The organism is Providencia rustigianii (genome assembly GCF_900637755.1).
Classification (GTDB): Bacteria; Pseudomonadota; Gammaproteobacteria; order Enterobacterales; family Enterobacteriaceae; genus Providencia; species Providencia rustigianii.
Map to the genome: position 1 here is coordinate 2708743 of NZ_LR134396.1, position 22950 is coordinate 2731692.

The following is a 22950-nucleotide window of genomic DNA, read 5'->3' on the forward strand; positions in this document are numbered from 1 at the left end:
AGAAGTATGAACGAAGTGATTGAAGTAAATTGTCCAACGTGCCAAAAAGTAGTGATTTGGAATGAAAATAGCCCTTATCGCCCATTTTGTTGTAAGCGCTGTCAACTGATTGACTTGGGTGAATGGGCCGCTGAAGAGAAACGAATTGGAAGCCAAGGGGATATTTCCGATAGCGATAACTGGAGTGAGCAACCTGATCATTAATGGTTAATAGGCTATCAACCGTGGAAAATAGTCTTCCGTGTCTATTTTCCACAAGTTAAACATTGATCCTGAGTAATTAGACTGCTTTTGTCAGCATATCAACAATAACTCGATTCGCTGGTGGGAATTCATCAGCAATTAAGTCTTCCTGATCAATCCAACGAGATTTTTGTCCCTCTCTTCCATAAGGTTCATTCCGCCAATCAGAAACCATAAAGAAATAGAGTGTAATAAACCTATCGTCAAATTCATGGTCAACTCGATGAAACAAACTACAATCAGTTACTATGATCCCAACTTCCTCTTCTAACTCCCGAATCAAAGCATCTTCCGGAAGCTCGCCTTGCTCTAGCTTCCCACCAGGAAACTCCCAAAAGCCTGCCATATGAGTACCTTCAGGACGTTGGGTTATAAAAATATGTTGCTGAGCAGTTCGAATAATTCCCGCTGCAATATGTAAATGTTTTTTTTCCATAATTTCTTCGTTAAAAAGGCGGGAATCCCCGCCTTTATTTAATAATCAATGAATCTCTATTAATTCAAACGTCCATGACACTGTTTGTATTTTTTACCTGAACCACAAGGACATGGGTCATTACGACCAATCTTATTCCCTTGAGTTGCAATTTTTGCTTCAGCTTCTGTCATTAATGACTCAGTTTCAGTCGCATGACTTAAATGCTGTTTCTTAGCTAGACGTTCTGCTTCTTCACGACGCTGTTGTTCTAATGCTTCAACTTCTTCAGGTAAGCGAACTTGCACTTTAGACAAGGTACTGATCACTTCATACTTCAGCGCTTCCAACATACTTGCAAACATACTGAAAGATTCACGTTTGTACTCTTGTTTTGGATCTTTTTGTGCATAACCACGTAAATGGATACCTTGGCGTAAATAGTCCATAGAAGCCAAATGCTCTTTCCACAATGTGTCCAGAGTTTGTAACATAACCCCTTTTTCAAAGTTACGCATGGCTTCTTCACCAACGATTTCCTCTTTACGTTGATAAATTTCAATCGCTTTTTCCATAATACGTTCACGCAGAGTTTCTTCATGTAACTCAGGCTCTTTATCTAACCACTCTTTGATTGGTAGATCGAGGTCGAAATCACTCACTAAGCGTTTATGTAGACCATCAATATCCCACATTTCTTCAAGTGATTGAGGTGGGATATAAGCATCCATTGTCGTCGACAATACATCTTCACGAATGCTATCAACTGTTTCTTTGATATCACCGCCATCCAACAATTCATTACGCTGAGAATAAATAGCACGGCGTTGGTCACTTGCAACATCATCATATTCAAGTAACTGTTTACGAATATCAAAGTTACGACTTTCAACTTTACGTTGTGCGTTTGCGATAGCTTTAGTTACCCAAGGATGCTCAATAGCTTCACCCGGTTTCATACCCAGCTTTTTCATCATGCCAGTGACACGATCAGAAGCAAAGATACGCATTAATGCATCTTCCATGGATAAATAGAAACGTGAAGAACCCGCATCCCCTTGACGACCCGCACGACCACGTAACTGGTTATCAATACGACGAGATTCATGGCGCTCAGTACCAATAATATGTAAACCGCCCGCAGCTAAAACTTCATCATGACGAATTTTCCAATTAGCCTTGATTTCATCAATTTGTTCTTGAGTTGGCTCTTCTAATGCCGCAACTTCTGACTGCCAGCTGCCACCTAATACAATATCAGTACCACGACCAGCCATGTTAGTTGCGATAGTTACTGCACCAGATTGCCCCGCATTAGCAATGATATCTGCTTCCATTGAGTGGAATTTAGCATTCAAAACATTATGCGCAATTTTTGCTTTATTCAGCGCATTAGAAATCATCTCAGATTTTTCAATTGAGATAGTACCAACCAGCACCGGTTGACCTTTCGCTGTTCTTTCACGGATATCTTCAATGATGGCTTCAAATTTATCTGCTTCTGTCATATAGACTAAATCAGGTAAATCTTTACGCACCATTGGACGGTTAGTTGGGATAACAATGGTATCAAGCTTATAAATAGAGCTAAATTCAAATGCCTCAGTATCCGCAGTACCCGTCATACCAGCTAATTTTTCATATAAGCGGAAATAATTCTGGAATGTTATTGAGGCAAGAGTTTGGTTCTCATTGTGGATCTCAACACCTTCTTTCGCTTCAACTGCTTGGTGTAAACCATCGGACCAACGGCGACCGTCCATTGTACGACCAGTATGCTCATCAACAATAATGACTTGATTGTCTTTAACAATGTAGTCAACATCACGGGTGAATAATGCGTGGGCACGTAAACCTGCCATAACATGGTGCATAAGCATGATATTCGATGGTGAATACAAAGATTCGCCTTCATCCATAAGACCGGCATTCACTAGTAACTCTTCAACCAAGACTAAACCACGCTCAGTGATAGTAACTTGACGAGATTTTTCATCTACGGAGAAGTGACCTTCACCTTGGAAAGTATCTGAATCTTCCTTCTCTTGACGAATTAATTTTGGAATTAATTTATCAACTTGAGTATACAGATCCGAACTATCTTCCGCAGGACCAGAAATAATGAGTGGTGTACGAGCCTCATCAATTAAAATTGAATCCACCTCATCCACTAACGCATAGTGCAATTTGCGTTGAACTCGCTCTTCAGGGCTGAATGCCATGTTGTCACGTAAATAGTCGAAACCAAATTCGTTGTTAGTACCATAAGTAATATCTGCCGCATATGCTTGACGTTTCGCTGGCGCAGCCATACCGGATAAATTGATACCAACCGTTAAGCCTAAAAATTCAAATAGTGGACGGTTATTTTCAGCATCACGTTTTGCCAAATAATCGTTCACGGTAACAACGTGAACGCCCTTACCAGATAACGCATTCACATATGCCGGTAATGTAGCCGTTAATGTTTTACCTTCACCTGTACGCATCTCTGCGATACAACGCTCATTAAGCACCATACCACCAATTAATTGGACGTCGAAATGGCGCATCCCGAATACACGTTTACTGGCTTCACGCACAGTAGCAAATGCTTCAGGAATAATATTTTCAATGCTTTCACCTTGCTTAATACGCTCACGAAATTCTGTTGTTTTTGCTTTTAGTTCTTCGTCAGATAGTTTTTCAAACTCAGGCTCTAGACGGTTAATTTTTTCTACTTCTTTGCGTAAACGACGCAGTGTACGCTCATTACGGCTACCAAATACTTTGGTTAATAATTTAGTTAACATATTTTTTCTCAGGTAAATCAGTTAATTATTAGAATAAATTCGTGATAAAAAACAATAGCATCCCACCATAAAGTATGGAGATACAATCGTTAAATAGACTTAAGCGCAGAGAGGACCGGCTCTAATCCCATGAACCTGAGCAACCCAAATTGCAGGTTGATAGACCGTAAAGGTTGGATAGATATGATGGCTACTCTGTAAGCTTGCCACATCTCGTTGAAGTGAACGTTGTGCCAGCATGGCATACAACGTATCAATCATTAACTGTGGTGCAAAATGCTGCTCTTTTGGCAGCACTCTTTTACCGGTATCCTCATCTTCATTGGTTGAAAATGCAAAAGTCAGTTGCCGGATAACATTACGAACAGCATGCTGCTGCCAATAGTTAACCGAATAGGAAGATGAAGATGAAGAACGTTGAGAACTCTGTTGGGCAAACAAGTTATCGAAAGCATTTACAGCCTGGCTTTGGCGATTAACTGGTGTAGAGTTAATTTGAGTTTGTTGGGATTGGGACAAGGCATTTAGAATTGTAGGCAAGCCGACACCCGTAGCCACAACACCTAATAATAGGTGGGACCAAAAGTATCTTCTACCTAAATGTCGCCAAAAATTTAAAATACCCATCAAACTCTTATATAATCTGTATATTGAAGTATTATTACTTCTCAGTTATGTCTCCACACCTTTGGCTATAGCGAAAAATGAGAGTTCACAATGAGAGATAGTCATCCACAACCGCTTTTTAATGTACTCGAAGAGTCGTTGTCAAAAACATCCAATACATTACAAACTATTCAGCGGAATGCAAAAGCGATTCTCAAACTGAACCAAGTTGTAAAAAATTTGCTACCAGCAGAAATAAAGCCTATGTGCCGCGTGGCAAACTATCGCAATAATATTATGGTTCTCGAAGTGGCTAACGCCAGTTGGATGACCCGTCTTAATTATGAAAAATTAAATCTTCTTTCCGCATTAAGAACTTCCATTCTACCATCTTTATCGTCTATCGACATCAGAATCAATCCCGATCTTATACGAAAAACTAAGCAAAATAGCTCACTGAATAAGCAATCAGTTTTAACTAAGACAAATCGTAATCAAAGACAGATAAGTGTACAGACAGCAGAACAACTATTGAAATTGGCTGAAAGAAGCCCAAAAGGATTAAAGGAGAGATTCGAGCGGCTGGCTGCATTAGCCGGAGAGGGTACTAATGCAACCAACAGAAAAGGCTAAACCTGAGTATTACAATTCAGAAATAGCAGCATAATAGAAACTATTATGCGAATACAGCCGAAGGCGCTTTGAATGCCAGAGGTAGTTCAGCTTCATCTTCATAGGTAACCAAATCCCAAGCAGATTCTTTAGCCAGAACAGCTTGTAGAAGTTTGTTATTCAGTGCGTGACCCGATTTGAATGCAGTGAATGCACCAATAATATTGTGTCCACACATGAATAAGTCACCAATTGCATCAAGCATTTTGTGACGAACGAATTCATCTTCAAAGCGTAAACCATCTTCGTTGAGAACTTTATAGTCATCAACCACGATAGCACAGTCAAAACTACCGCCTAAGCATAAACCTTTCGATTGCAGATATTCAATATCACGCATAAAACCAAATGTACGCGCACGACTGATTTGGTTCACAAAAGATTCCGCAGAGAAATCCATTGCATAACGCTGAGTACTGGTATCAATCGCAGGGTGTTGGAAATCGATAGTGAAATCTAAGCTAAAGCCATTATAAGGTGACATCTCTGCCCACTTATCACCATCTTCAACACGTACTGTTTCTTTAATGCGTAAGAATTTCTTCGCACAATTTAATTCTTCAATACCGCCATCTAGCAGTAAGAAAACAAAAGGTGCAGCACTGCCATCCATAATAGGGATTTCAGGCGCGTTGACTTCAATAACAATGTTATCGATACCTAATCCCGCTAATGCAGCATTCAAATGCTCAACAGTAGAAATACGCACGTTATCTTCATTGACTAAGCAAGTACATAACATGGTATCGCGAACTGATTTCGCATCTGCCGGAAAATCAACCGGTGGATTAAGGTCAGTACGACGGTAGATGACCCCGGTGTTTGCCGGCGCTGGACGTAAAGTAAGCGTAACTTTTTTGCCGGTATGTAAACCAACACCAGTCGCTTTAATAATACGTTTTAGTGTCCGTTGTTTGATCATCGTATTTTCTCGCAATGTTATAAGTCCTACTGACTATCATAAGGGATAGTCAGTAGAAAATTTTAGCACAAAAAGCGGAAAAACCAATTAAATTAAAAAATTAATCAGCCTGTTTACGCAAGAACGCTGGAATATCTAAATAATCCGGTTCTTTGTTTGTCTGCGTATTTTGGTCATTAACTGCTTTTGCAGCTGGTTTTTCTTCATTTAATGAAGACATGCTATTTTGCATTTGCTGATAGCGCTGCTCCATTGAAGCTTGCTGAGACATTTTATTACTGACCAATGTAATTTCTGGACGTTTATCCATACCAATACCGGTAGCAACAACTGTTACACGCAGCTCTTCATGCATTTCTGGGTCTAAAGAAGTACCAATTACGACCGTTGCATTATCAGATGCAAATGCACGGATGGTATTACCCACAGTTTCGAATTCATCCAGACGCAGGTCAAAACCAGCCGTGATGTTAACCAGCACACCACGCGCGCCAGACAAGTCGATATCTTCCAGAAGTGGACTAGAAATTGCCATTTCTGCCGCTTCTTCAGCTCGATCTTCTCCACGTGCAACACCGGAGCCCATCATCGCGTAACCCATTTCTGACATCACAGTACGCACGTCAGCAAAGTCCACGTTCATTAAACCTGGGCGAGTAATCAGTTCTGCGATACCCTGAACTGCACCTTTTAATACGTCATTTGCCGCACCAAAAGCATCCAGTAAAGAGATACCTCGACCAAGAACTTTCAATAATTTGTCATTCGGAATAGTAATCAATGAGTCAACATGCTTAGATAACTCAGTGATACCCGCTTCAGCGAATGCCATGCGTTTTTTGCCTTCAAAATTGAATGGCTTAGTCACGACAGCAACTGTCAGGATACCTAATTCTTTAGCGACTTCAGCAACAACTGGCGCTGCTCCGGTACCTGTACCACCGCCCATACCAGCGGCGATAAAGACCATGTCTGCTCCATCAAGAGCATTGCGTAATGCTTCACGGTCTTCTTCAGCAGCATTGCGACCCACTTCTGGGTTTGCACCCGCACCCAGACCTTTAGTAATACCGGTCCCGATTTGGATAGTTTGTCCTACTGCGGTTTTACGCAGAGCTTGTGCGTCTGTATTCACAGCAAAGAACTCAACGCCTTCAATTCGCTCGCGTACCATGTGTTCAACGGCATTTCCGCCGCCGCCGCCAACGCCGATGACCTTAATCACCGCATCATTGGTTAGCTCCATTGGTTCAAACATAATGTCTCTCCGTTTTGTGCTTAAATCGAAGCTAATAATATGCTTCTAAATAAAAATTAAAATTCTTTTCTCAACCAGCTGGTTAGCTTACTAAACCACCCGCTAACTGAAGCACGTTTTTCCGTTTCGGTATCATCGCCAAGATGGCTTTCTTTACCGTAATGCAGGAGCCCTACAGCAGTGGAGTAGTACGGCTCCTGAGCATAATCCGTTAATCCTGTTATATTAAGTGGTGTACCAATTCTTACCTGCGTATGGAACACTTTTTGAGCACATTCGACGAGGCCATCAATTTGAGCCGCACCACCAGTCAGGACAATACCTGCGGCTAAGTGGTGTTTGACACCTTGTAAGCGTAACTGTTCCTGTAAATTTAAAATTTCTTCATTTACTAAATTTAACAGCTCAGTATACCGCGGCTCAATGACTTCTGCTAAGGTTTGGCGTTGCAAACTTCTTGGCGGACGCCCCCCTACACTTGGCACTTCAACCGTCTCATCTTTACTAACAATAGAGCCGACAGCACAACCATGGCGTATTTTAATCGCTTCTGCATCTGTTGGTGGTGTACCAAAGGCATACGCGATATCACTCGTGACCACATTACCCGCATAAGGGATAACTTTAGTATGTCGTAATGCACCACCAGTATAGACTGCCATATCCATCGTGCCGCCACCGATATCAACGACACACACACCTAATTCACGTTCATCTTCAGTAAGTACGCTGTAACTTGCGGCGAGACCAGCAAAAATAAGCTGATCAACTTTTAACCCACAACGCTCTACAGCCTTCACAATGTTCTTCGCCATATCATTATGGCAAGTAATTAAATGCACTTTAGCTTGCATCCGAACACCCGATAGACCCACTGGATTTTTAATACCTTCTTGGTAGTCAATCGCGAATTCTTGCGGAATCACATGCAGAATTCGATGTTCGTCTTTAACTCTGACTGATTTAGCCGTGTGAACCACACTGTCCACATCTTCTTGAGTCACTTCTTCTTCTGAAATTGGCACCATACCAATTTCATTTTGACAGCTTACATGCTTACCTGATAATGCAAGGTAAACAGAGGAAATCTGGCAATCAGCCATTAATTCAGCTTGATCGATCGTTCTCTGGACGCATTTAACGACGGATTCAAGATCGTTAACGCCACCTTTGTCCATTCCACGAGATGGACAGCTTCCCACCCCAATAATATTAACCATACCATCGGGCAGAATTTCGCCTACCAGGGCTGATACCTTGGAAGTTCCAATTTCAAGGCCTACCACTAATTTTCTGTCCGTTGCTTTAATCATTTGCTTCTGCCTATCTGCCTAATTTGAGTTATTAGCAATCTGCCCTATTGGAAACCCTGTGGAGCATCGACTAAAACGGGAGCCCATCCTACCGCGGCACCACTGGTATAACGTAAGTCGACATAATCGACGCGTTTATCCGTTGTTTGCTGTAAAAGCGGATAAAGTTCAAGAAAACGATTTAACCGCTCTAACACATCCTTTTTACCTAGCTCTACTCGTACATCATTATCTAAAATAATCTGCCATGCATGGCGCGCTGTCATAGAAATGGATTTTAGTTTCAAGTTATTTTTCGCCAAAATATCCTTTAAGACAGTAAATTCTTTTAAAACCTCACCCTGACTACCCTGTGGACCATACAGCATCACATAATCGCCTTTTCCATTTTGGCTAGCAGGAAGGCTAAATACCCGACCTTCCTTATCTACCATGCTTTGGTCATTCCATCGGGCAAAAGGCTTATATTCTACAATATGAATTTTCAGTTCATCAGGCCATTGTTTACGTACAGTCACCTGACGGATCCAAGGCATCATACTAATTTGATTCTGGATGGCATTGACGTCTACCGTCATAAATGTCCCTGGTTGCCCAAGGGATAAAATCGCCTTCCGAACATCATCATTTGTGGTGTAAGCTCGCTCTCCCGTTAAGACTAACTTTGACATCGGCAGCCTATCGGCATCTTTCATCCAAGTCATCACGGTCCAACCACTCCAAATGATTGTGCCTACAACCATTAGGAAGAAAATCAACCCACCTAAAAACGCACCATTACTCGGTCTAGAGCCTGGATCTTCGTCTTTATCGTCATTATGATGCCTAACGTTTAACGCTGCCTGTGACATATCAACTAGCCAATTCCAAAATACGCGCCACTAATTGTGAAAAATCTAAGCCGGCCTGACGTGCTGCCATCGGAACCAGACTATGACTGGTCATTCCCGGCGAAGTATTCACCTCAAGCAAATAGAATTTACCATCGCTATCTTGCATCACATCTACACGACCCCAGCCACGGCAACCTACGGCTTGATAAGCTTGCATTGCGATATCTGCAAGTTCAGCTTCGCGCTGAGAATCTAATCCGCTAGGGCAAAAATATTGTGTTTCATCCGACAAATATTTCGCTTCATAGTCATAAAACACGCCCGGAGGTTGAATTCGGATTGAAGGCAACACGTTATCGCCCAGCACCGCAACTGTGTATTCAGGACCGCTTAACCACTTTTCAATCAATAATGTATCATCAAAACGAAACGCTAATTCGATAGCTTCTGGTAAAGCATCCAAAGAATCAACTTTACTCATTCCAACACTAGAACCTTCCAAGCTTGGTTTGACGATCAATGGTAGCCCAAGATGCTTAACCTGCTGAGCTAACTGCTCTTTTTTAATATTAGTATATTTCTGCCTATTAAGTGAAATATATGGAGAAACACTTAGCCCTGCACCTTGCCATAATTGTTTTGTTCGCAGTTTATCCATACTCAGTGCGGATGCCATCACCCCACTTCCAGTATAAGGAAGGCCAAGAAATTCAAGCATTCCTTGAATTGTCCCATCTTCTCCACCACGACCATGTAATGCGATAAACACTTTATCAAAGCCAGCGTCTTTCAACGTCACAACAGGAAAATTTTGAGTATCAATCGGGTGTGCATCAATACCAGCTTGGCGTAACCCAGCCAATACGGCATTTCCTGACTGAAGTGAAACCTCACGTTCAGCAGATGTTCCACCTAATAGAACAGCAACTTTCTCTGTCATACTTATTCCTCAACCATCGGGGGCTGTAACTTAGTTTCAGCAAGGCTTTTGGCTATTTTACCAATATTTCCTGCGCCTTGAACTAAAATTAAGTCGTTACCATCAAGAACTTGTGCCAGCATATGTGAAACTTGCTCTGGTTCAGCCACAAAAATTGGGTCAACTTGCCCACGGCTACGGATAGTTCGGCATAATGAGCGGCTATCTGCGCCAGGAACTGGCTTTTCGCCTGCCGAATAAACTTCTAACATGAGCAACACATCAACCTGACCAAGTACGTTTGCAAAGTCATCATACAAATCACGCGTACGCGAATATCTATGAGGTTGAAAAATCATCACAATGCGCTTATCGGGCCATCCAGCTCTTGCCGCTTTAATCGTCGCATCGACTTCTGTTGGATGATGACCATAATCATCCACCAACATCACTTCACCCTCTTTACCATTCACGTTGCGTAAAGCGTAATTGCCTAAGAAGTCAAAACGGCGGCCAGTGCCTTGAAATTCAACTAGAGCAGATAGAATATGTAAGTCGTCAATTCCTTCTTCCGTTGCCACGGCAACCGCTGCAGTCGCATTCAACGCATTATGGCGGCCAGGTGCATTCAAAACAACGGTTAGCTCAGGCATACCTTCACGTGCAATGGTGAAGAAACCTTGATTACCTTTTTGTGTGTATTTCGTAATACGAACATCAGCATCTTCACTAAAACCATAGGTCGTAATGTAGCGACCAATTTTAGGTAATAATGAGCGGATTACTGGATCATCAATACACATTACTGCACGACCATAAAATGGCAGATTATGTAAGAAGTTGATGAAGGTATCTGTCAGGTTTTCGAAATTTCCCTGATAGGTATCCATATGGTCAGCTTCAATATTCGTAACGACTGCGACTAATGGTTGCAAATGCAAGAATGACGCATCGCTTTCATCTGCTTCTGCAATCAGATAGCGGCTGCTACCTAAACGCGCATGTGTACCCGCCGATTTAACTAATCCACCATTCACAAATGTTGGGTCTAAACCTGCTTGAGCATAGATCCCAGAAATCATTGCCGTTGTCGTCGTTTTCCCATGAGTTCCTGCAACTGCGATACCATGGCGATAACGCATTAACTCAGCCAGCATTTCTGCACGACGAATAACCGGAATACGCAACTCTTTCGCAGCTTGAATTTCAGGGTTATCCATAGAAATGGCAGTGGAGACAACCACGACACTAGCATTTTCAACATTTTCAGGGCGATGGTTAAAATAGATTGTCGCCCCAAGCGCAGTAAGCTGTTGAGTAACAGGGTTCGGCGCTAAATCCGAACCACTAATTTCATAACCTTCGTTAGCCAACACTTCAGCGATACCACCCATGCCAGCACCACCGATGCCAACAAAATGAATGTGCCGAACTCTTCTCATTTCTGGCACTGATGTTCTTAATTTCGCTAATTGCTGTGTATTCACTGTATTTCCGCTTCTCTATAAATTCTGTCTAAATTTCACTGCCGAGATTTGCTATTATTTTTTAGCGACTTCGCAGATTACCGCTGCGACACGTTCTGTTGCGTCTGTGATCGCGCAACCATAGGCTTTTTCAGCCATCACTAATAATTCAGCTCTGTCCCACTGGTCGAGTAACTCGGCAACAGCATCAGGGGTAAATTGTGGCTGCTCAATAATCTTTGCAGCCCCAGCTTGTTCTAGTGGTAACGCATTCCAATATTGCTGGCGGTCTTTGTGCTGGAAAGGGACAAAAATCGCAGGTAAGCCAGCAGCAGCGACCTCGCTAACGGTTAATGCACCTGAGCGGCAGACAATAATATCAGCCCATGCGTAAGCTTGCGCCATATCATCAATAAATTCAGTCACTTTAAACTCAGAATTGACTGAATTTTTCAAGCAACCATTATACAGTGCTTCTGTCGATTCCTTACCGCCTTTTCCCGCCTGATGCCAGATATTTAACTGTTTGGTTACTTTTCCAGCAACCACTGGCATGACTTGATTCAAAATACGAGCGCCTTGACTCCCTCCTACAACCAGAACGCGTATAGCGCCTTCTCGCCCTGTAAGGCGAGTTTGCGGTGCAGGAAGAGCTAAGACATCTTCACGTACTGGGTTTCCAACCACGGGGGCATTGGGGAATGCGCCAGGAAATGCTTGTAATACTTTTGTTGCAATTTTGGATAACCATTTATTGGTTAATCCTGCAATCCCATTCTGTTCATGGAGAACAACAGGAACACCGCATTGCCATGCAGCAATTCCTCCTGGTCCGGAAACATAGCCGCCCATACCTAAAACTGCATCAGGTTGATAGCGTTTAATGATCGTTTTCGCTTGGCGGATAGCTTTATAAATACGCCAAGGTGCTCCAATCAATGCACCTAGACCTTTACCTCTTAAACCAGAGATTTGAATAAATTCGATATCGATACCATGTTTAGGGACTAACGTTGCTTCCATTCGATCCGCAGTTCCCAACCAGCGAATTTCCCAACCTTGAGCCTGCAAATAGTGTGCTACAGCTAAACCAGGGAAAACATGTCCCCCAGTCCCACCAGCCATAACGAGTAATTTTTTTGCCTGACTCATTTGGAACTCCTTACAAACGCCTGAGCTTTCTCAAGACGTGTCTCATAATCGATTCGCAGTAATACCGCAATTGCCGCGGACATGACTAATAAACTGGAACCACCATAACTAATCAATGGGAGGGTTAACCCTTTAGTTGGCAGCATACCTGCTGCGGCACCTACGTTTACTAACGCTTGGAAGGTAAACCAAATACCAATTGAGCAAGCGAGATATCCACCAAAAAGTTGATTTGATAGCAGAGCGCGACGCCCAACCATCATGGCTCTAAATGCCAACATAAAGACCATCAGCAATACCAGTACAACACCAACATAGCCAAGCTCTTCCGCTAATACAGAAAAAATAAAGTCGGTATGAGCCTCTGGTAAATACTCTAATTTTTGTACTGAGTTACCCAGCCCTTGTCCGAGTAACTCACCTCGACCAAATGCCATCAGTGATTGAGTTAACTGATAGCCACTACCGAATGGGTCGTCCCACGGATTTAAGAATGAAGTCACACGACGTAAGCGATAAGGTTCAAAAATAATTAAGGCTAAAACCCCGACTCCACAAGCCGCAATACCAATAATAAATGGTGCTAATCTAGCACCTGCTAGAAATAGCAGCCCAAGAGTCGTGACAACCAATACCACAACAGTCCCTAAGTCAGGCTGTAGTAATAATAAAAGCGCCATGAAAATCAAAATACACATTGGTTTTACAAAACCAAAAAATTTAGTCCGTACTTCATCTGATTTACGAACTAAATAGCTAGAAACATAGCAAAACAGTGCAAATTTCGAAATTTCAGCAGGCTGAATTTTTACGATACCAATATCTATCCAGCGTGATGCCCCGTTAACCGAGCTACCCGCGACCAACACCACTGCAAGCATAGCTAAGGCAATCATCAATAGGGTAAAACTGTATTTTTCCCATGTCGCCATAGAAATACGCATTACACCTAATACCAGTAGAAAAGCGATGACCAGATAAACCACATCACGCTTTGCAAAATAGAATGGGTCATCCGTTAATTTTTGCCCAACAGGCATGGATGCCGAAGTCACCATGATAAAACCAATTGCTGCCAAACCGAATGCTAGCCAGACCAATGTACGGTCATAGAGCGTCGTGCCTGAAATCACGCCATTCTTTTCACCAATGACCCAATTTTTTATACGCAAAGCACCCGGTATGGTCATTAACCTAACTCCTTAGCTAACTGAGCAAAGATATCGCCACGCTGTTCAAAGCTTTTAAACTGATCCAAACTCGCACAAGCTGGGGATAACAGCACCATATCCCCTGTTTTCAATAAAGGTGCAATTTGGCGCAGACTTTGCTCCATCGTCTCAGTGAGTACTGATTTTTCTGGCGCTAATTCCGCAAGCTGCTTACCATCACGACCAAAGCAGTACAGGCGATAATTATCTGCCGAAATATAGTTTTTCAGTGGTGAAAAATCTGCCGATTTACCATCACCACCCAGCAGTAGATAAATAGTACCATCCACATGTAAACCATTTAATGCAGCTTCAGTGCTACCTACGTTGGTGGCTTTAGAATCGTTAATCCAACGAACTCCGTTATTAAATAATACTAATTGGAAGCGATGAACTAAGCCCGCATACTCTTTTAATACTTTGATGCTAGCTTCACGAGGAATACCAACCGTATCCGCTAAAGCTAATGCAGCTAGTGCATTCATATAGTTATGCTGCCCAGTTAAATGCATTTCTGAGGCATCTAACACCGTTTCCCCTTTCGCTATCAAAACTCGCTTTTGAGTATCAAAGTAGTAATCGCCATGATTTAACCCAAAGCTAGTACATTGATTGAGCCGATGGTCAGTAGGGAGCGTTAAGACATCCTGAGCATTAACAATACAATGTTGTGCATTGTCATAAATTCGTAATTTAGCCGCGCGATACTGTTCCAACCCTAGCGGATAGCGATCCATATGATCTTCACTGATATTCAATACTGTCGCAGCAGCTGCTTGTAAACTAGAGGTCGTCTCCAATTGGAAGCTAGACAGCTCTAACACATACAAACTATGACCTTGATTTAACAGTGATAACGCTGGAATACCAATATTTCCACCAACACCGACAGAAATGCCAGCCGCTTTAGCCATTTCGCCAACTAAAGAGGTCACAGTGCTTTTACCATTTGAACCGGTAATCGCCACGATGGGTGCATCTACCTCACGGCAAAACAGTTCAATATCACCAACAATTTCAATGCCTTTATTGGCGGCTAATTGTAGTTGCTTAGTTGCCAGTGCAATACCTGGACTCGCCACAATTAAGTCGGCTTGTAGCAGCCATTCATCATTCAAACTTCCACTATGGCAAATCACATTATCGGGAAGTTTATCAATGCCGGGCGGCACAGCGCGGGTATCCATCACACGAGGAACAACACCACGCGTGAGGAAAAATTGAACACACGATAGGCCAGTTAATCCTAAGCCTATAATGACAACGTTTTTACCCTGATACTGCTGAGCCTGTAAACCAACCATTTTAACGCACCTTCAATGTTGCCAGTCCAATCAGGACTAACATTAAGGAGATAATCCAGAAACGAACGATAACACGAGGTTCTGGCCAACCTTTCAATTCATAGTGATGGTGAATTGGAGCCATACGGAAAATTCGTTGGCCACGTAATTTAAATGAGCCAACTTGTAAAATCACAGACAACGTTTCAACAACAAATACACCGCCCATAATCACTAATAAGAATTCTTGGCGTAAAAGAACTGCAATCGTTCCTAATGCGCCCCCCAGAGCTAGTGAGCCTACATCGCCCATAAAGACTTGCGCTGGATAAGTGTTAAACCATAAGAAACCGAGCCCAGCCCCAACTATAGCCGTGCAGACAATCACTAACTCACCTGCATGAGGTAAGAATGGAATATGTAAGTAACTCGCAAAGTTGACGTTACCCGTTGCCCATGCAATTAGGGCAAATCCGGCAGCAACAAATACGGTAGGCATAATCGCTAAGCCATCTAAACCATCAGTCAGGTTAACCGCATTACTGGTTCCAACGATAACGAAGTAAGCTAATAAAATGTATAGGAGGCCTAATTGAGGCATAACATCTTTAAAGAATGGTACAACTAACTGAGTGGCTGGCGTGTCTTTTCCAATAGCGTACATAGAGAATGCAACGACCAATGCTAAGACTGACTGCCAGAAATATTTCCAACGAGCGATCAGACCCCGAGTATCCTTTCTCACGACTTTGCGGTAATCATCCACAAAGCCCACGATACCGTAGCCGACTAAAACTAATAGTACGCACCATACATATGGGTTTTCTAAGCGCGCCCATAGCAATACGGATACGCAAATAGAGAACAGAATTAAAATTCCCCCCATTGTCGGCGTACCGCGCTTGCTGAAGTGAGATTCAGGACCTTCACTACGAACAACTTGTCCGATTTGCATTTTTTGCAAGTAGGCAATTAAATGCGGTCCCATCCATAAAGCAATAATCAACGCAGTCAGTAAACTGACGATAGCTCTAAACGTCAAATAGGAAAAGACGTTAAAGACCGAGAATTTGTGAACCAATAATTCGGCTAGCCAGACTAACATGCGAAGCACTCCTTCAATGCATTCACAACATCTTCCATCGTGGAGCTGCGTGAACCTTTAACTAAAATAGAAACAACGTCATTCTGCTGGGTTAGCGGAATGAGTCGAGTTAATAAATCTTGTTTAACCGTAAAATGTTCACCACATTCACTAGATTGGCTGATAATTTCGCTTAGCTGCCCAACACTTAATACTTTATCTAAACCTGCCTGTTTAGCTGCAATCCCAACACGCTGATGACAATCATGGGCATAATGACCAAGCTCACCCATGTCTCCTACCACTAAAATGCGATAACCGGGTAATGTTGCCAGCACATTAATTGCCGCAATCATTGAGCCATCATTCGCATTGTAGGTGTCATCAATAACAACTTTGTTATCACCTAAACGTACGGGATATAAACGTCCCGGAACCGCTTTAGTACTCGCTAAACCTTGTCTGATCTCTTCCAGTGTTGCCCCAACAGAAATCGATAATGCACTTGCCGCTAAAACATTAGCAATATTGTGCATACCAGGAAGTGGCAGAGTAATATCCACCTGCCCTACTGGGGTATGTAATGTAAAATCTGTTGTTAATTGCTTGACCTGAATATTTGAAGGGTAAAAATCCGCGTGCTCTTGCTGAGTTAATGAATAACGCCAAACTGTCTGACGTGGCTTGAATTGCCACTTATCCGAATAACTATCCAAATTGACGATCGCTGTTCCCTCATCAGGTAAACCTTGATAGATTTCACCTTTCGCTTTCGCTACGCCTTCTGGAGATCCGAAGCCCTCTAAGTGAGCCCCAAATAAATTATTCACTAACACTGCTTCTGGTCTTACAATATTGGTGGTGTACTCAATTTCATGAGGATGGTTTGCACCCATCTCAATCACAGCAAATTGGTGATCATGGGTTAAGCGGAATAGTGTTAACGGGACACCAATATCGTTATTGAGATTACCCGCTGTGTACAGTGTTTTTCCACGCTGTACTAAAATCGAGGCGGTCATTTCCTTGACTGAAGTTTTTCCTGAAGAACCCGTTAAACCAACAACGTGAGCTTTAGATTGTTGACGAACCCAAGCCGCTAATTGCCCCATAGCAATTCGAGTGTCATCCACAATAATCTGCGGGCAATTGATATCGAGTTGATGGTCGACTAATAACGCAGCAACACCCGCGTCAACCACTTGACTCGCAAAATCATGGGCATCAAAACGCTCGCCTTTTAACGCAATAAATAAGCAACTTTCATCAATTTTTCGGCTATCGGTACTAACATTTTGCAGCAATAATTCTTGATTACCTTCGTTAATAACGCGACCATGAGTGACTTGTAAGAGTTGGCTTAGTGTTACGGGGATCATGCTACCACCCCCAATAATCTCGCCACCGTCAAACGGTCTGAATAATCTAAACGGCGTGAGCCAATAATTTGGTAATCTTCGTGACCTTTGCCTGCGACTAAAATTACGTCATCAGGTTGAGCCTGTAAAATGGTGCTTGTTACTGCTTCTGGGCGGCCAGGGATGGCTAACACACGGCTTGAATCTAAAATACCCGCCATGATGTCATTAATAATATCAAGAGGTTCTTCACTGCGAGGGTTATCATCGGTGATCACGACTTTGTCTGCATACTGTTCCGCAGAGGCCCCCATTAGAGGACGCTTGCCTTTATCTCTATCACCACCGCAGCCAAAGACACACCATAATTTGCCTTTGCAGTGCAAACGTGCCGCTAAAAGTGCTTTCTCTAGAGCATCCGGCGTATGGGCGTAGTCAACAACCACTGTTGGCTTACCTTCAGTGCTGAAAACTTCCATACGACCACAAACTGGCATCAAGAAATCTGTTGCCGCTAATAATTTATCTAATGGATGGTCCATCATAAGTAAGGTTGCCATTGCCAGCAGTAAATTACTGACATTGAAAGCGCCCATTAGAGGGCTTTCAAAAGAACCTTCTCCCCACGAAGATGCAAAATGAATTGTTGCACCTTTGTCGTGGTAATCCACGCTTGTCGCTTTTAACCACGGACCTTGCCAATTTTTTGGGATACGATTTTCCATCGTAACTGCGCAGGCTTGTGGCAAACGATGCAGCCATTTCAGTCCGACATCATCATCCGCATTAATAATTTGTGTTTTTGTCTGATGAGTAGAAAATAACAACCATTTAGCCGCTTCATAGTTTTCCATATCACCGTGATAATCCAGATGATCACGACTTAAATTGGTAAATACCGCAGCATCGAAATTTAATGCAGCAACACGACCTTGAATTAACCCATGGGAAGACACTTCCATCGCCGTTAAGGTCGCTTTCTTATTCAATAACTGAGTTAGCTCCAGCTGGATATCAACCGCTGAGCCTGTCGTATTTTCACTTGGCGAAACATTACCTAACAAACCATTTCCCACGGTTCCCATCACCGCAGATGTTTCACCTAAGCCTTTTGCCCACTGAGCAATTAATTGGGTCGTCGTGGTTTTACCATTGGTCCCGGTCACACCAACCAATTTCATTTTGGAAGATGGCTGATGATAAAACTCACCCGCTAAAGCAGACAAGCGGTTATTCAAGTCATGGAGATAAATGACTGGTACACCATGCACAACGCGAATTTCGCCTTCTTCAGCTTCACCTTGTGCTTCTGCAATAATGGCAGCAACACCTTGAGCAATAGCTTGAGGAATATAGTGTCTGCCATCCGATTGATGGCCTTTTACTGCAATAAACAGATCACCCGCGGCAGCCTTTCGGCTGTCTAGCGTCATCTCTCGTAGAGAGATATTTGTTGTGCTCACACCAAAAGGTGCGAGGAGCTCACAAAGATTACGATCTGCCACTTTTAACCTCTTTTTGACTGTTCACGATTTCACTTTTATCGTCTGTTGGCAATGCGTCTGGCTCAACATTCATCAGGCGTAATACCCCACCCATAATGGAACCAAAAATAGGTGCAGAGACCGCACCTCCATAATATTTACCCGCTTTAGGATCATTAATCAGAACCACAAGGGCATAGCGAGGGTTGCTGGCTGGCGCAACTCCTGCTGTATAAGCGATATATTCATTAACATAGCGACCTTCAGGACCGACTTTCTTCGCAGTACCTGTTTTAATCGCAATTCGGTAGCCTTTGATTGCCGCACGAGTTCCCCCACCACCAGGCAGAGCAACACTTTCCATCATATGAACGACCGTGCGCATAATAGGCTCAGGAAATACCCGTGTACCCGGAACGGGTGGATCGACTTTCGTGATAGACAGAGGGCGATATACACCAAAACTACCAATTGTTGCATAGGCACGCGCTAGCTGTAATGGAGTCACCATTTGCCCGTACCCGAAAGAAAAGGTGGCCCTTTCTAAATCAGACCACCGTGTTTTTTTACTTGGAAAGATACCACTACTTTCCCCGACTAACCCCAGATTAGTCGGCTTACCAAACCCAAAGCGGCTATACACATCCACCAACTCTGTAGCTGGCATCGCTAACGCTAATTTTGAAACACCAACGTTACTCGACTTCTGTAAAATCCCCGTAATAGTTAACTCCGCATAACGCGCGACATCTTTAATTTCATGACCATTAACACGGTATGGATAGGTATTTAATACGGTATTTTCTTTAACAATTTTATTATTTAGCGCACTCATAACCACCAAGGGTTTTACCGTTGAACCGGGTTCAAAAATATCGGTAATTGCCCTATTACGCATGGCATCCATTGGCGTGCCTGCAAGGTTATTCGGGTTATAAGATGGGCTGTTTGCCATCGCAAGAATTTCACCCGTCTGCACATCCACAAGAATCGCAACACCTGATTCAGCTTTGTTTTCCTGAACGCCTTTAGTGAGTTCACGATAAACAATGGATTGAATTCGCTCGTCAATACTTAACATCAAGTTATGTGCAGCTTGGCTGTCTACTGTAGAAACCGTTTCGATTACACGACCATTACGATCTTTACGTACAGTACGCTCCCCTGGAGCGCCTTTTAACCAACGGTCAAAACTTTTTTCAACCCCTTCAATGCCTTCACCGTCGATGTTAGTGACCCCCAGTAAATGCGCAGTAACAGGTCCTGATGGGTAATAACGGCGAGATTCTTTGCGTAAATAAATACCCGGAATTTTTAATTTGCGGATATATTCACCAATTGAAGGATTGACTTGACGCGCTAAGTAAACAAAGCGCCCTCTTGGATTAGACGAGATTTTAGTGGTGATTTGCTCTAATGGGATTTCGAGGGCGTCAGCAAGAGCTTTCCAATGCTCATCGTTACTAATACCACCCTTTTCAAAAATTTCTTTTGGGTCAGCCCAAATAGCGTTCACTGGAACACTAACGGCTAACTGACGACCTTCACGGTCACTGATCATTCCACGAGCAGTTGCCACTTCTTGCACGCGTAAAGAGCGCATATCCCCTTCTTTTACCAATTTTTCAGGTGCAATAATTTGAAGATAGGCAACACGGACAAGTAAACCGGCTAACGCTAAAACAATACATCCACACAGCAAAACAAAGCGCCAGCGAACAAAGCTGGTGACTTCTTCTGTTTTCTTGTTTTTAGCTGGTTTGGATGCTTTCATTCTGAACCTTTGTTATTGCTTCGAGACAATAATGTTTTCTTGAGACGGTTCTACATGAACCATCTGTAATTTCTCAACCGATAAACGCTCAACACGGCTATGACTCGCTAACGCATTCTCTTCTAAGATCAAATTTCGCCATTCGATATCAAGAGAATCTTTTTCTTCATACAGCTTGTCTTTCGCTGCGGTGAGTAGTCGCGTTTCATGAGCCGTTGTCACCACGAACACGGCACTAATAACAATTGCGGCTAACAAGATCAGCGGAATAATTCCGTAGCGAAATAGGTCGCGACCGATAACTCTAGCTAAACTGTGCCTTTCTGGTGTCATTACTCTGGCGCTCTTTCTGCAAAACGTAGCACTGAACTACGAGCCCGTGGGTTTTCATCAATTTCAGAATCTGATGGTTTCATTTTTCCTAATCCACGTAACTTAGCAGCACCTAACTCTTTAATTTGCGCCTCAGTCAAAGGGATCCCCGGAGGAACTGAAGGACCGGAGCTATGCTGACGTATAAAGCGTTTTACTAATCGATCTTCAAGTGAATGGAAACTGATCACCGATAAACGTCCTTCAGGGGCTAAAACTGACATCGCACCATTCAACGCTTTTTCAATCTCTTCCAATTCGCTATTAATATAAATACGAATTGCTTGGAAGCTTCGTGTTGCTGGATGCTTGTGTCTATCCTTCATTGGACTCACTTTCGCAATCAATTCAGCCAAATGACGAGTACGTGTTAATGGCTCTTCTTCTGGATTATGGTTGCGCTCAACGATGGCTCTTGCGATGCGCTTAGCGAAACGCTCCTCACCAAAAGTCTTTAATACCCATGCGATATCATCGGCTTCGGCCGTCATCAGCCATTGTGCAGCTGATTGCCCATGAGTCGGGTCCATTCGCATATCGAGGGGTCCATCACGCATAAATGAAAATCCACGTTCGGCATCATCTAATTGAGGTGAAGAAACGCCTAAATCCAGTAAAACACCATCAATCTTGCCAACTAAACCTTCTTCTTCGGCATAATCAGCAATCGCTGAAAATGGACCATGCTTAATCATAAAGCGAGGGTCATTGATTTCTTGAGCAGCTTTAATCGCTTCCGGATCACGGTCTATTGCAATTAAACGGCCATTTTCACCAAGCTGACTCAAAATCAAGCGAGAGTGCCCACCTCGACCAAATGTGCCATCGATATAGATGCCGTTTGGTTTTAAATTTAGCCCATTGACTGCTTCATCGAGCAGTACGGTTACGTGTTTAAATTGTTGTTGCGTCATTGTTATAGTGACAAATCCTGTAAACGGGCGGAAAGAGGTTCCTCAGCAAGGCGTTCAGCAGCAATGTCATTTTCCACCTGCTGATACCACATCTGTTCATCCCAAATTTCAAATTTATTTATTTGGCCTACCAACATGACCTCTTTTGTTAGCCCTGCGTGTTGACGCAGCGTGCTAGCTAGCAAAAGACGTCCTGCATTGTCTATCTGACATTCACTGGCATAACCAAGTAAAAGACGTTGTACTCGACGTTCTGCCGGATTCATCGTGGATAACTTAGACAGTTTTTCCTCAATGATTTCCCATTCGGGTAAGGTATAAAGCAACAGACATGGCTGGTGAAGGTCAATGGTACAGACCATTTGCCCTTTCGATTCCTCGCTCAGCATTCCTCGATAACGAGTAGGCACGGTTAGTCGCCCTTTGCTGTCGAGATTAACCAGTGTTGCCCCACGAAACATACTTGATTATTCCCCTTTATTTCCTACTCACCCACTTTACCCCACAATTCTCCACTTATAAAGTTTACGAATGGTATGAAAACGTTGTCAAGCCAGCTGCACGTTGCTTTAGCTATATTTACAGAGCGATTTAGAAAAGAAAAAGTCGGAAAAAATCATACTTAGAAAGAAAAAGAGAAATAACGAGTTGATATAATTCACTTATTTTATAAAGTGCAGATAAAAGAGGTTTAGATCTATTTCATTGCTGCAAAATCATACAAATTTGTATAAATGATATATACGTCTCATTTTTAATCAGTTTATTTCGTGTTTATTTTTCACCCACTAATCATCAATAAACGATGATTATTTATACCGAACTACTTTAAAATATGTATTTAATTATAAAATACATAAATATCAAACAATTAAATAA

Annotated in this window: 21 protein-coding genes; 2 read left to right on the forward strand and 19 right to left on the reverse strand. The window is 42.7% G+C overall.

The features are described from left to right. Positions 1-6: 6 nt before the first annotated feature. Positions 7-204 (forward strand): DNA gyrase inhibitor YacG, encoded by a 198-nt coding sequence (gene yacG, locus EL244_RS12485; RefSeq protein ID WP_126461281.1) that lies wholly within the window; start codon positions 7-9, stop codon positions 202-204. Positions 205-280: 76 nt separating this feature from the next. Here yacG and mutT read toward each other — a convergent pair whose 3' ends face one another. The 3 genes from mutT to secM form a co-directional block, all read right to left on the reverse strand. Beyond that, positions 281-679: an 8-oxo-dGTP diphosphatase MutT gene (gene mutT, locus EL244_RS12490; protein ID WP_126461284.1), complete on the reverse strand. Its 399-nt coding sequence runs from the start codon at positions 677-679 to the stop codon at positions 281-283. A 59-nt stretch (positions 680-738) separates the two neighbouring features. Then, positions 739-3450, reverse strand: a complete 2712-nt coding sequence (gene secA, locus EL244_RS12495; protein WP_006814994.1) for a preprotein translocase subunit SecA — start codon at positions 3448-3450, stop codon at positions 739-741. A gap of 99 nt (positions 3451-3549) precedes the next feature. Continuing rightward, positions 3550-4077 (reverse strand): secA translation cis-regulator SecM, encoded by a 528-nt coding sequence (secM, locus tag EL244_RS12500; protein WP_006814996.1) that lies wholly within the window; start codon positions 4075-4077, stop codon positions 3550-3552. Positions 4078-4167: 90 nt separating this feature from the next. Between secM and EL244_RS12505 the strand changes: the two genes are divergently transcribed. Continuing rightward, complete coding sequence (locus EL244_RS12505; RefSeq protein ID WP_006814997.1) at positions 4168-4689, forward strand: DUF721 domain-containing protein; 522 nt, start codon at positions 4168-4170, stop codon at positions 4687-4689. Positions 4690-4732: 43 nt separating this feature from the next. Here EL244_RS12505 and lpxC read toward each other — a convergent pair whose 3' ends face one another. The 16 genes from lpxC to mraZ all read right to left on the reverse strand — a co-directional run bounded on the left by lpxC (position 4733) and on the right by mraZ (position 22532). Beyond that, positions 4733-5650: a UDP-3-O-acyl-N-acetylglucosamine deacetylase gene (gene lpxC / locus EL244_RS12510; protein ID WP_006814998.1), complete on the reverse strand. Its 918-nt coding sequence runs from the start codon at positions 5648-5650 to the stop codon at positions 4733-4735. A 100-nt stretch (positions 5651-5750) separates the two neighbouring features. Then, complete coding sequence (gene ftsZ / locus EL244_RS12515) at positions 5751-6908, reverse strand: cell division protein FtsZ (RefSeq protein ID WP_006814999.1); 1158 nt, start codon at positions 6906-6908, stop codon at positions 5751-5753. A 56-nt stretch (positions 6909-6964) separates the two neighbouring features. Further along, entirely contained in the window at positions 6965-8221 is a 1257-nt protein-coding gene (gene ftsA / locus EL244_RS12520; RefSeq protein ID WP_006815000.1) for a cell division protein FtsA, read from the reverse strand. 44 nt (positions 8222-8265) lie between these two features. Next, a complete protein-coding gene (ftsQ, locus tag EL244_RS12525; protein ID WP_006815001.1) occupies positions 8266-9072 on the reverse strand; it encodes a cell division protein FtsQ in 807 nt (268 codons plus the stop codon). A gap of 1 nt (position 9073) precedes the next feature. After that, positions 9074-9994 (reverse strand): D-alanine--D-alanine ligase, encoded by a 921-nt coding sequence (locus EL244_RS12530; RefSeq protein WP_006815002.1) that lies wholly within the window; start codon positions 9992-9994, stop codon positions 9074-9076. A 2-nt stretch (positions 9995-9996) separates the two neighbouring features. Next, positions 9997-11460 carry a UDP-N-acetylmuramate--L-alanine ligase gene (murC, locus tag EL244_RS12535; protein WP_112837219.1) on the reverse strand — a complete coding sequence of 488 codons (1464 nt, stop codon included), beginning with the start codon at positions 11458-11460 and terminating at the stop codon, positions 9997-9999. A 54-nt stretch (positions 11461-11514) separates the two neighbouring features. Continuing rightward, complete coding sequence (gene murG, locus EL244_RS12540) at positions 11515-12591, reverse strand: undecaprenyldiphospho-muramoylpentapeptide beta-N-acetylglucosaminyltransferase (protein WP_126461287.1); 1077 nt, start codon at positions 12589-12591, stop codon at positions 11515-11517. After that, positions 12588-13781 carry a cell division protein FtsW gene (gene ftsW / locus EL244_RS12545; protein ID WP_006815005.1) on the reverse strand — a complete coding sequence of 398 codons (1194 nt, stop codon included), beginning with the start codon at positions 13779-13781 and terminating at the stop codon, positions 12588-12590. The genes murG and ftsW overlap by 4 nt, the downstream gene beginning before the upstream one ends. After that, on the reverse strand, positions 13781-15106 hold the full coding sequence (gene murD / locus EL244_RS12550; RefSeq protein ID WP_126461290.1) for a UDP-N-acetylmuramoyl-L-alanine--D-glutamate ligase: 1326 nt from the start codon (positions 15104-15106) through the stop codon (positions 13781-13783). The genes ftsW and murD overlap by 1 nt, the downstream gene beginning before the upstream one ends. A gap of 1 nt (position 15107) precedes the next feature. Continuing rightward, a complete protein-coding gene (gene mraY / locus EL244_RS12555; protein WP_006815007.1) occupies positions 15108-16190 on the reverse strand; it encodes a phospho-N-acetylmuramoyl-pentapeptide-transferase in 1083 nt (360 codons plus the stop codon). Further along, positions 16184-17548, reverse strand: a complete 1365-nt coding sequence (gene murF, locus EL244_RS12560) for a UDP-N-acetylmuramoyl-tripeptide--D-alanyl-D-alanine ligase (RefSeq protein WP_126461293.1) — start codon at positions 17546-17548, stop codon at positions 16184-16186. The genes mraY and murF overlap by 7 nt, the downstream gene beginning before the upstream one ends. Then, the gene (gene murE, locus EL244_RS12565) at positions 17545-19032 is read right to left on the reverse strand and encodes a UDP-N-acetylmuramoyl-L-alanyl-D-glutamate--2,6-diaminopimelate ligase (protein WP_126461296.1); all 1488 of its coding nucleotides are present in this window, start codon (positions 19030-19032) and stop codon (positions 17545-17547) included. Before murE ends, murF begins: the two co-directional genes overlap by 4 nt. Further along, complete coding sequence (ftsI, locus tag EL244_RS12570; RefSeq protein ID WP_115164589.1) at positions 19019-20785, reverse strand: peptidoglycan glycosyltransferase FtsI; 1767 nt, start codon at positions 20783-20785, stop codon at positions 19019-19021. The genes murE and ftsI overlap by 14 nt, the downstream gene beginning before the upstream one ends. A gap of 12 nt (positions 20786-20797) precedes the next feature. Then, positions 20798-21118: a cell division protein FtsL gene (ftsL, locus tag EL244_RS12575; protein WP_006815011.1), complete on the reverse strand. Its 321-nt coding sequence runs from the start codon at positions 21116-21118 to the stop codon at positions 20798-20800. Then, a complete protein-coding gene (gene rsmH / locus EL244_RS12580; RefSeq protein ID WP_126461299.1) occupies positions 21118-22071 on the reverse strand; it encodes a 16S rRNA (cytosine(1402)-N(4))-methyltransferase RsmH in 954 nt (317 codons plus the stop codon). The genes ftsL and rsmH overlap by 1 nt, the downstream gene beginning before the upstream one ends. Before the next feature lie 2 nt (positions 22072-22073). Continuing rightward, the gene (mraZ, locus tag EL244_RS12585) at positions 22074-22532 is read right to left on the reverse strand and encodes a division/cell wall cluster transcriptional repressor MraZ (protein ID WP_006815013.1); all 459 of its coding nucleotides are present in this window, start codon (positions 22530-22532) and stop codon (positions 22074-22076) included. Between the last annotated feature and the right edge of the window lie 418 nt (positions 22533-22950).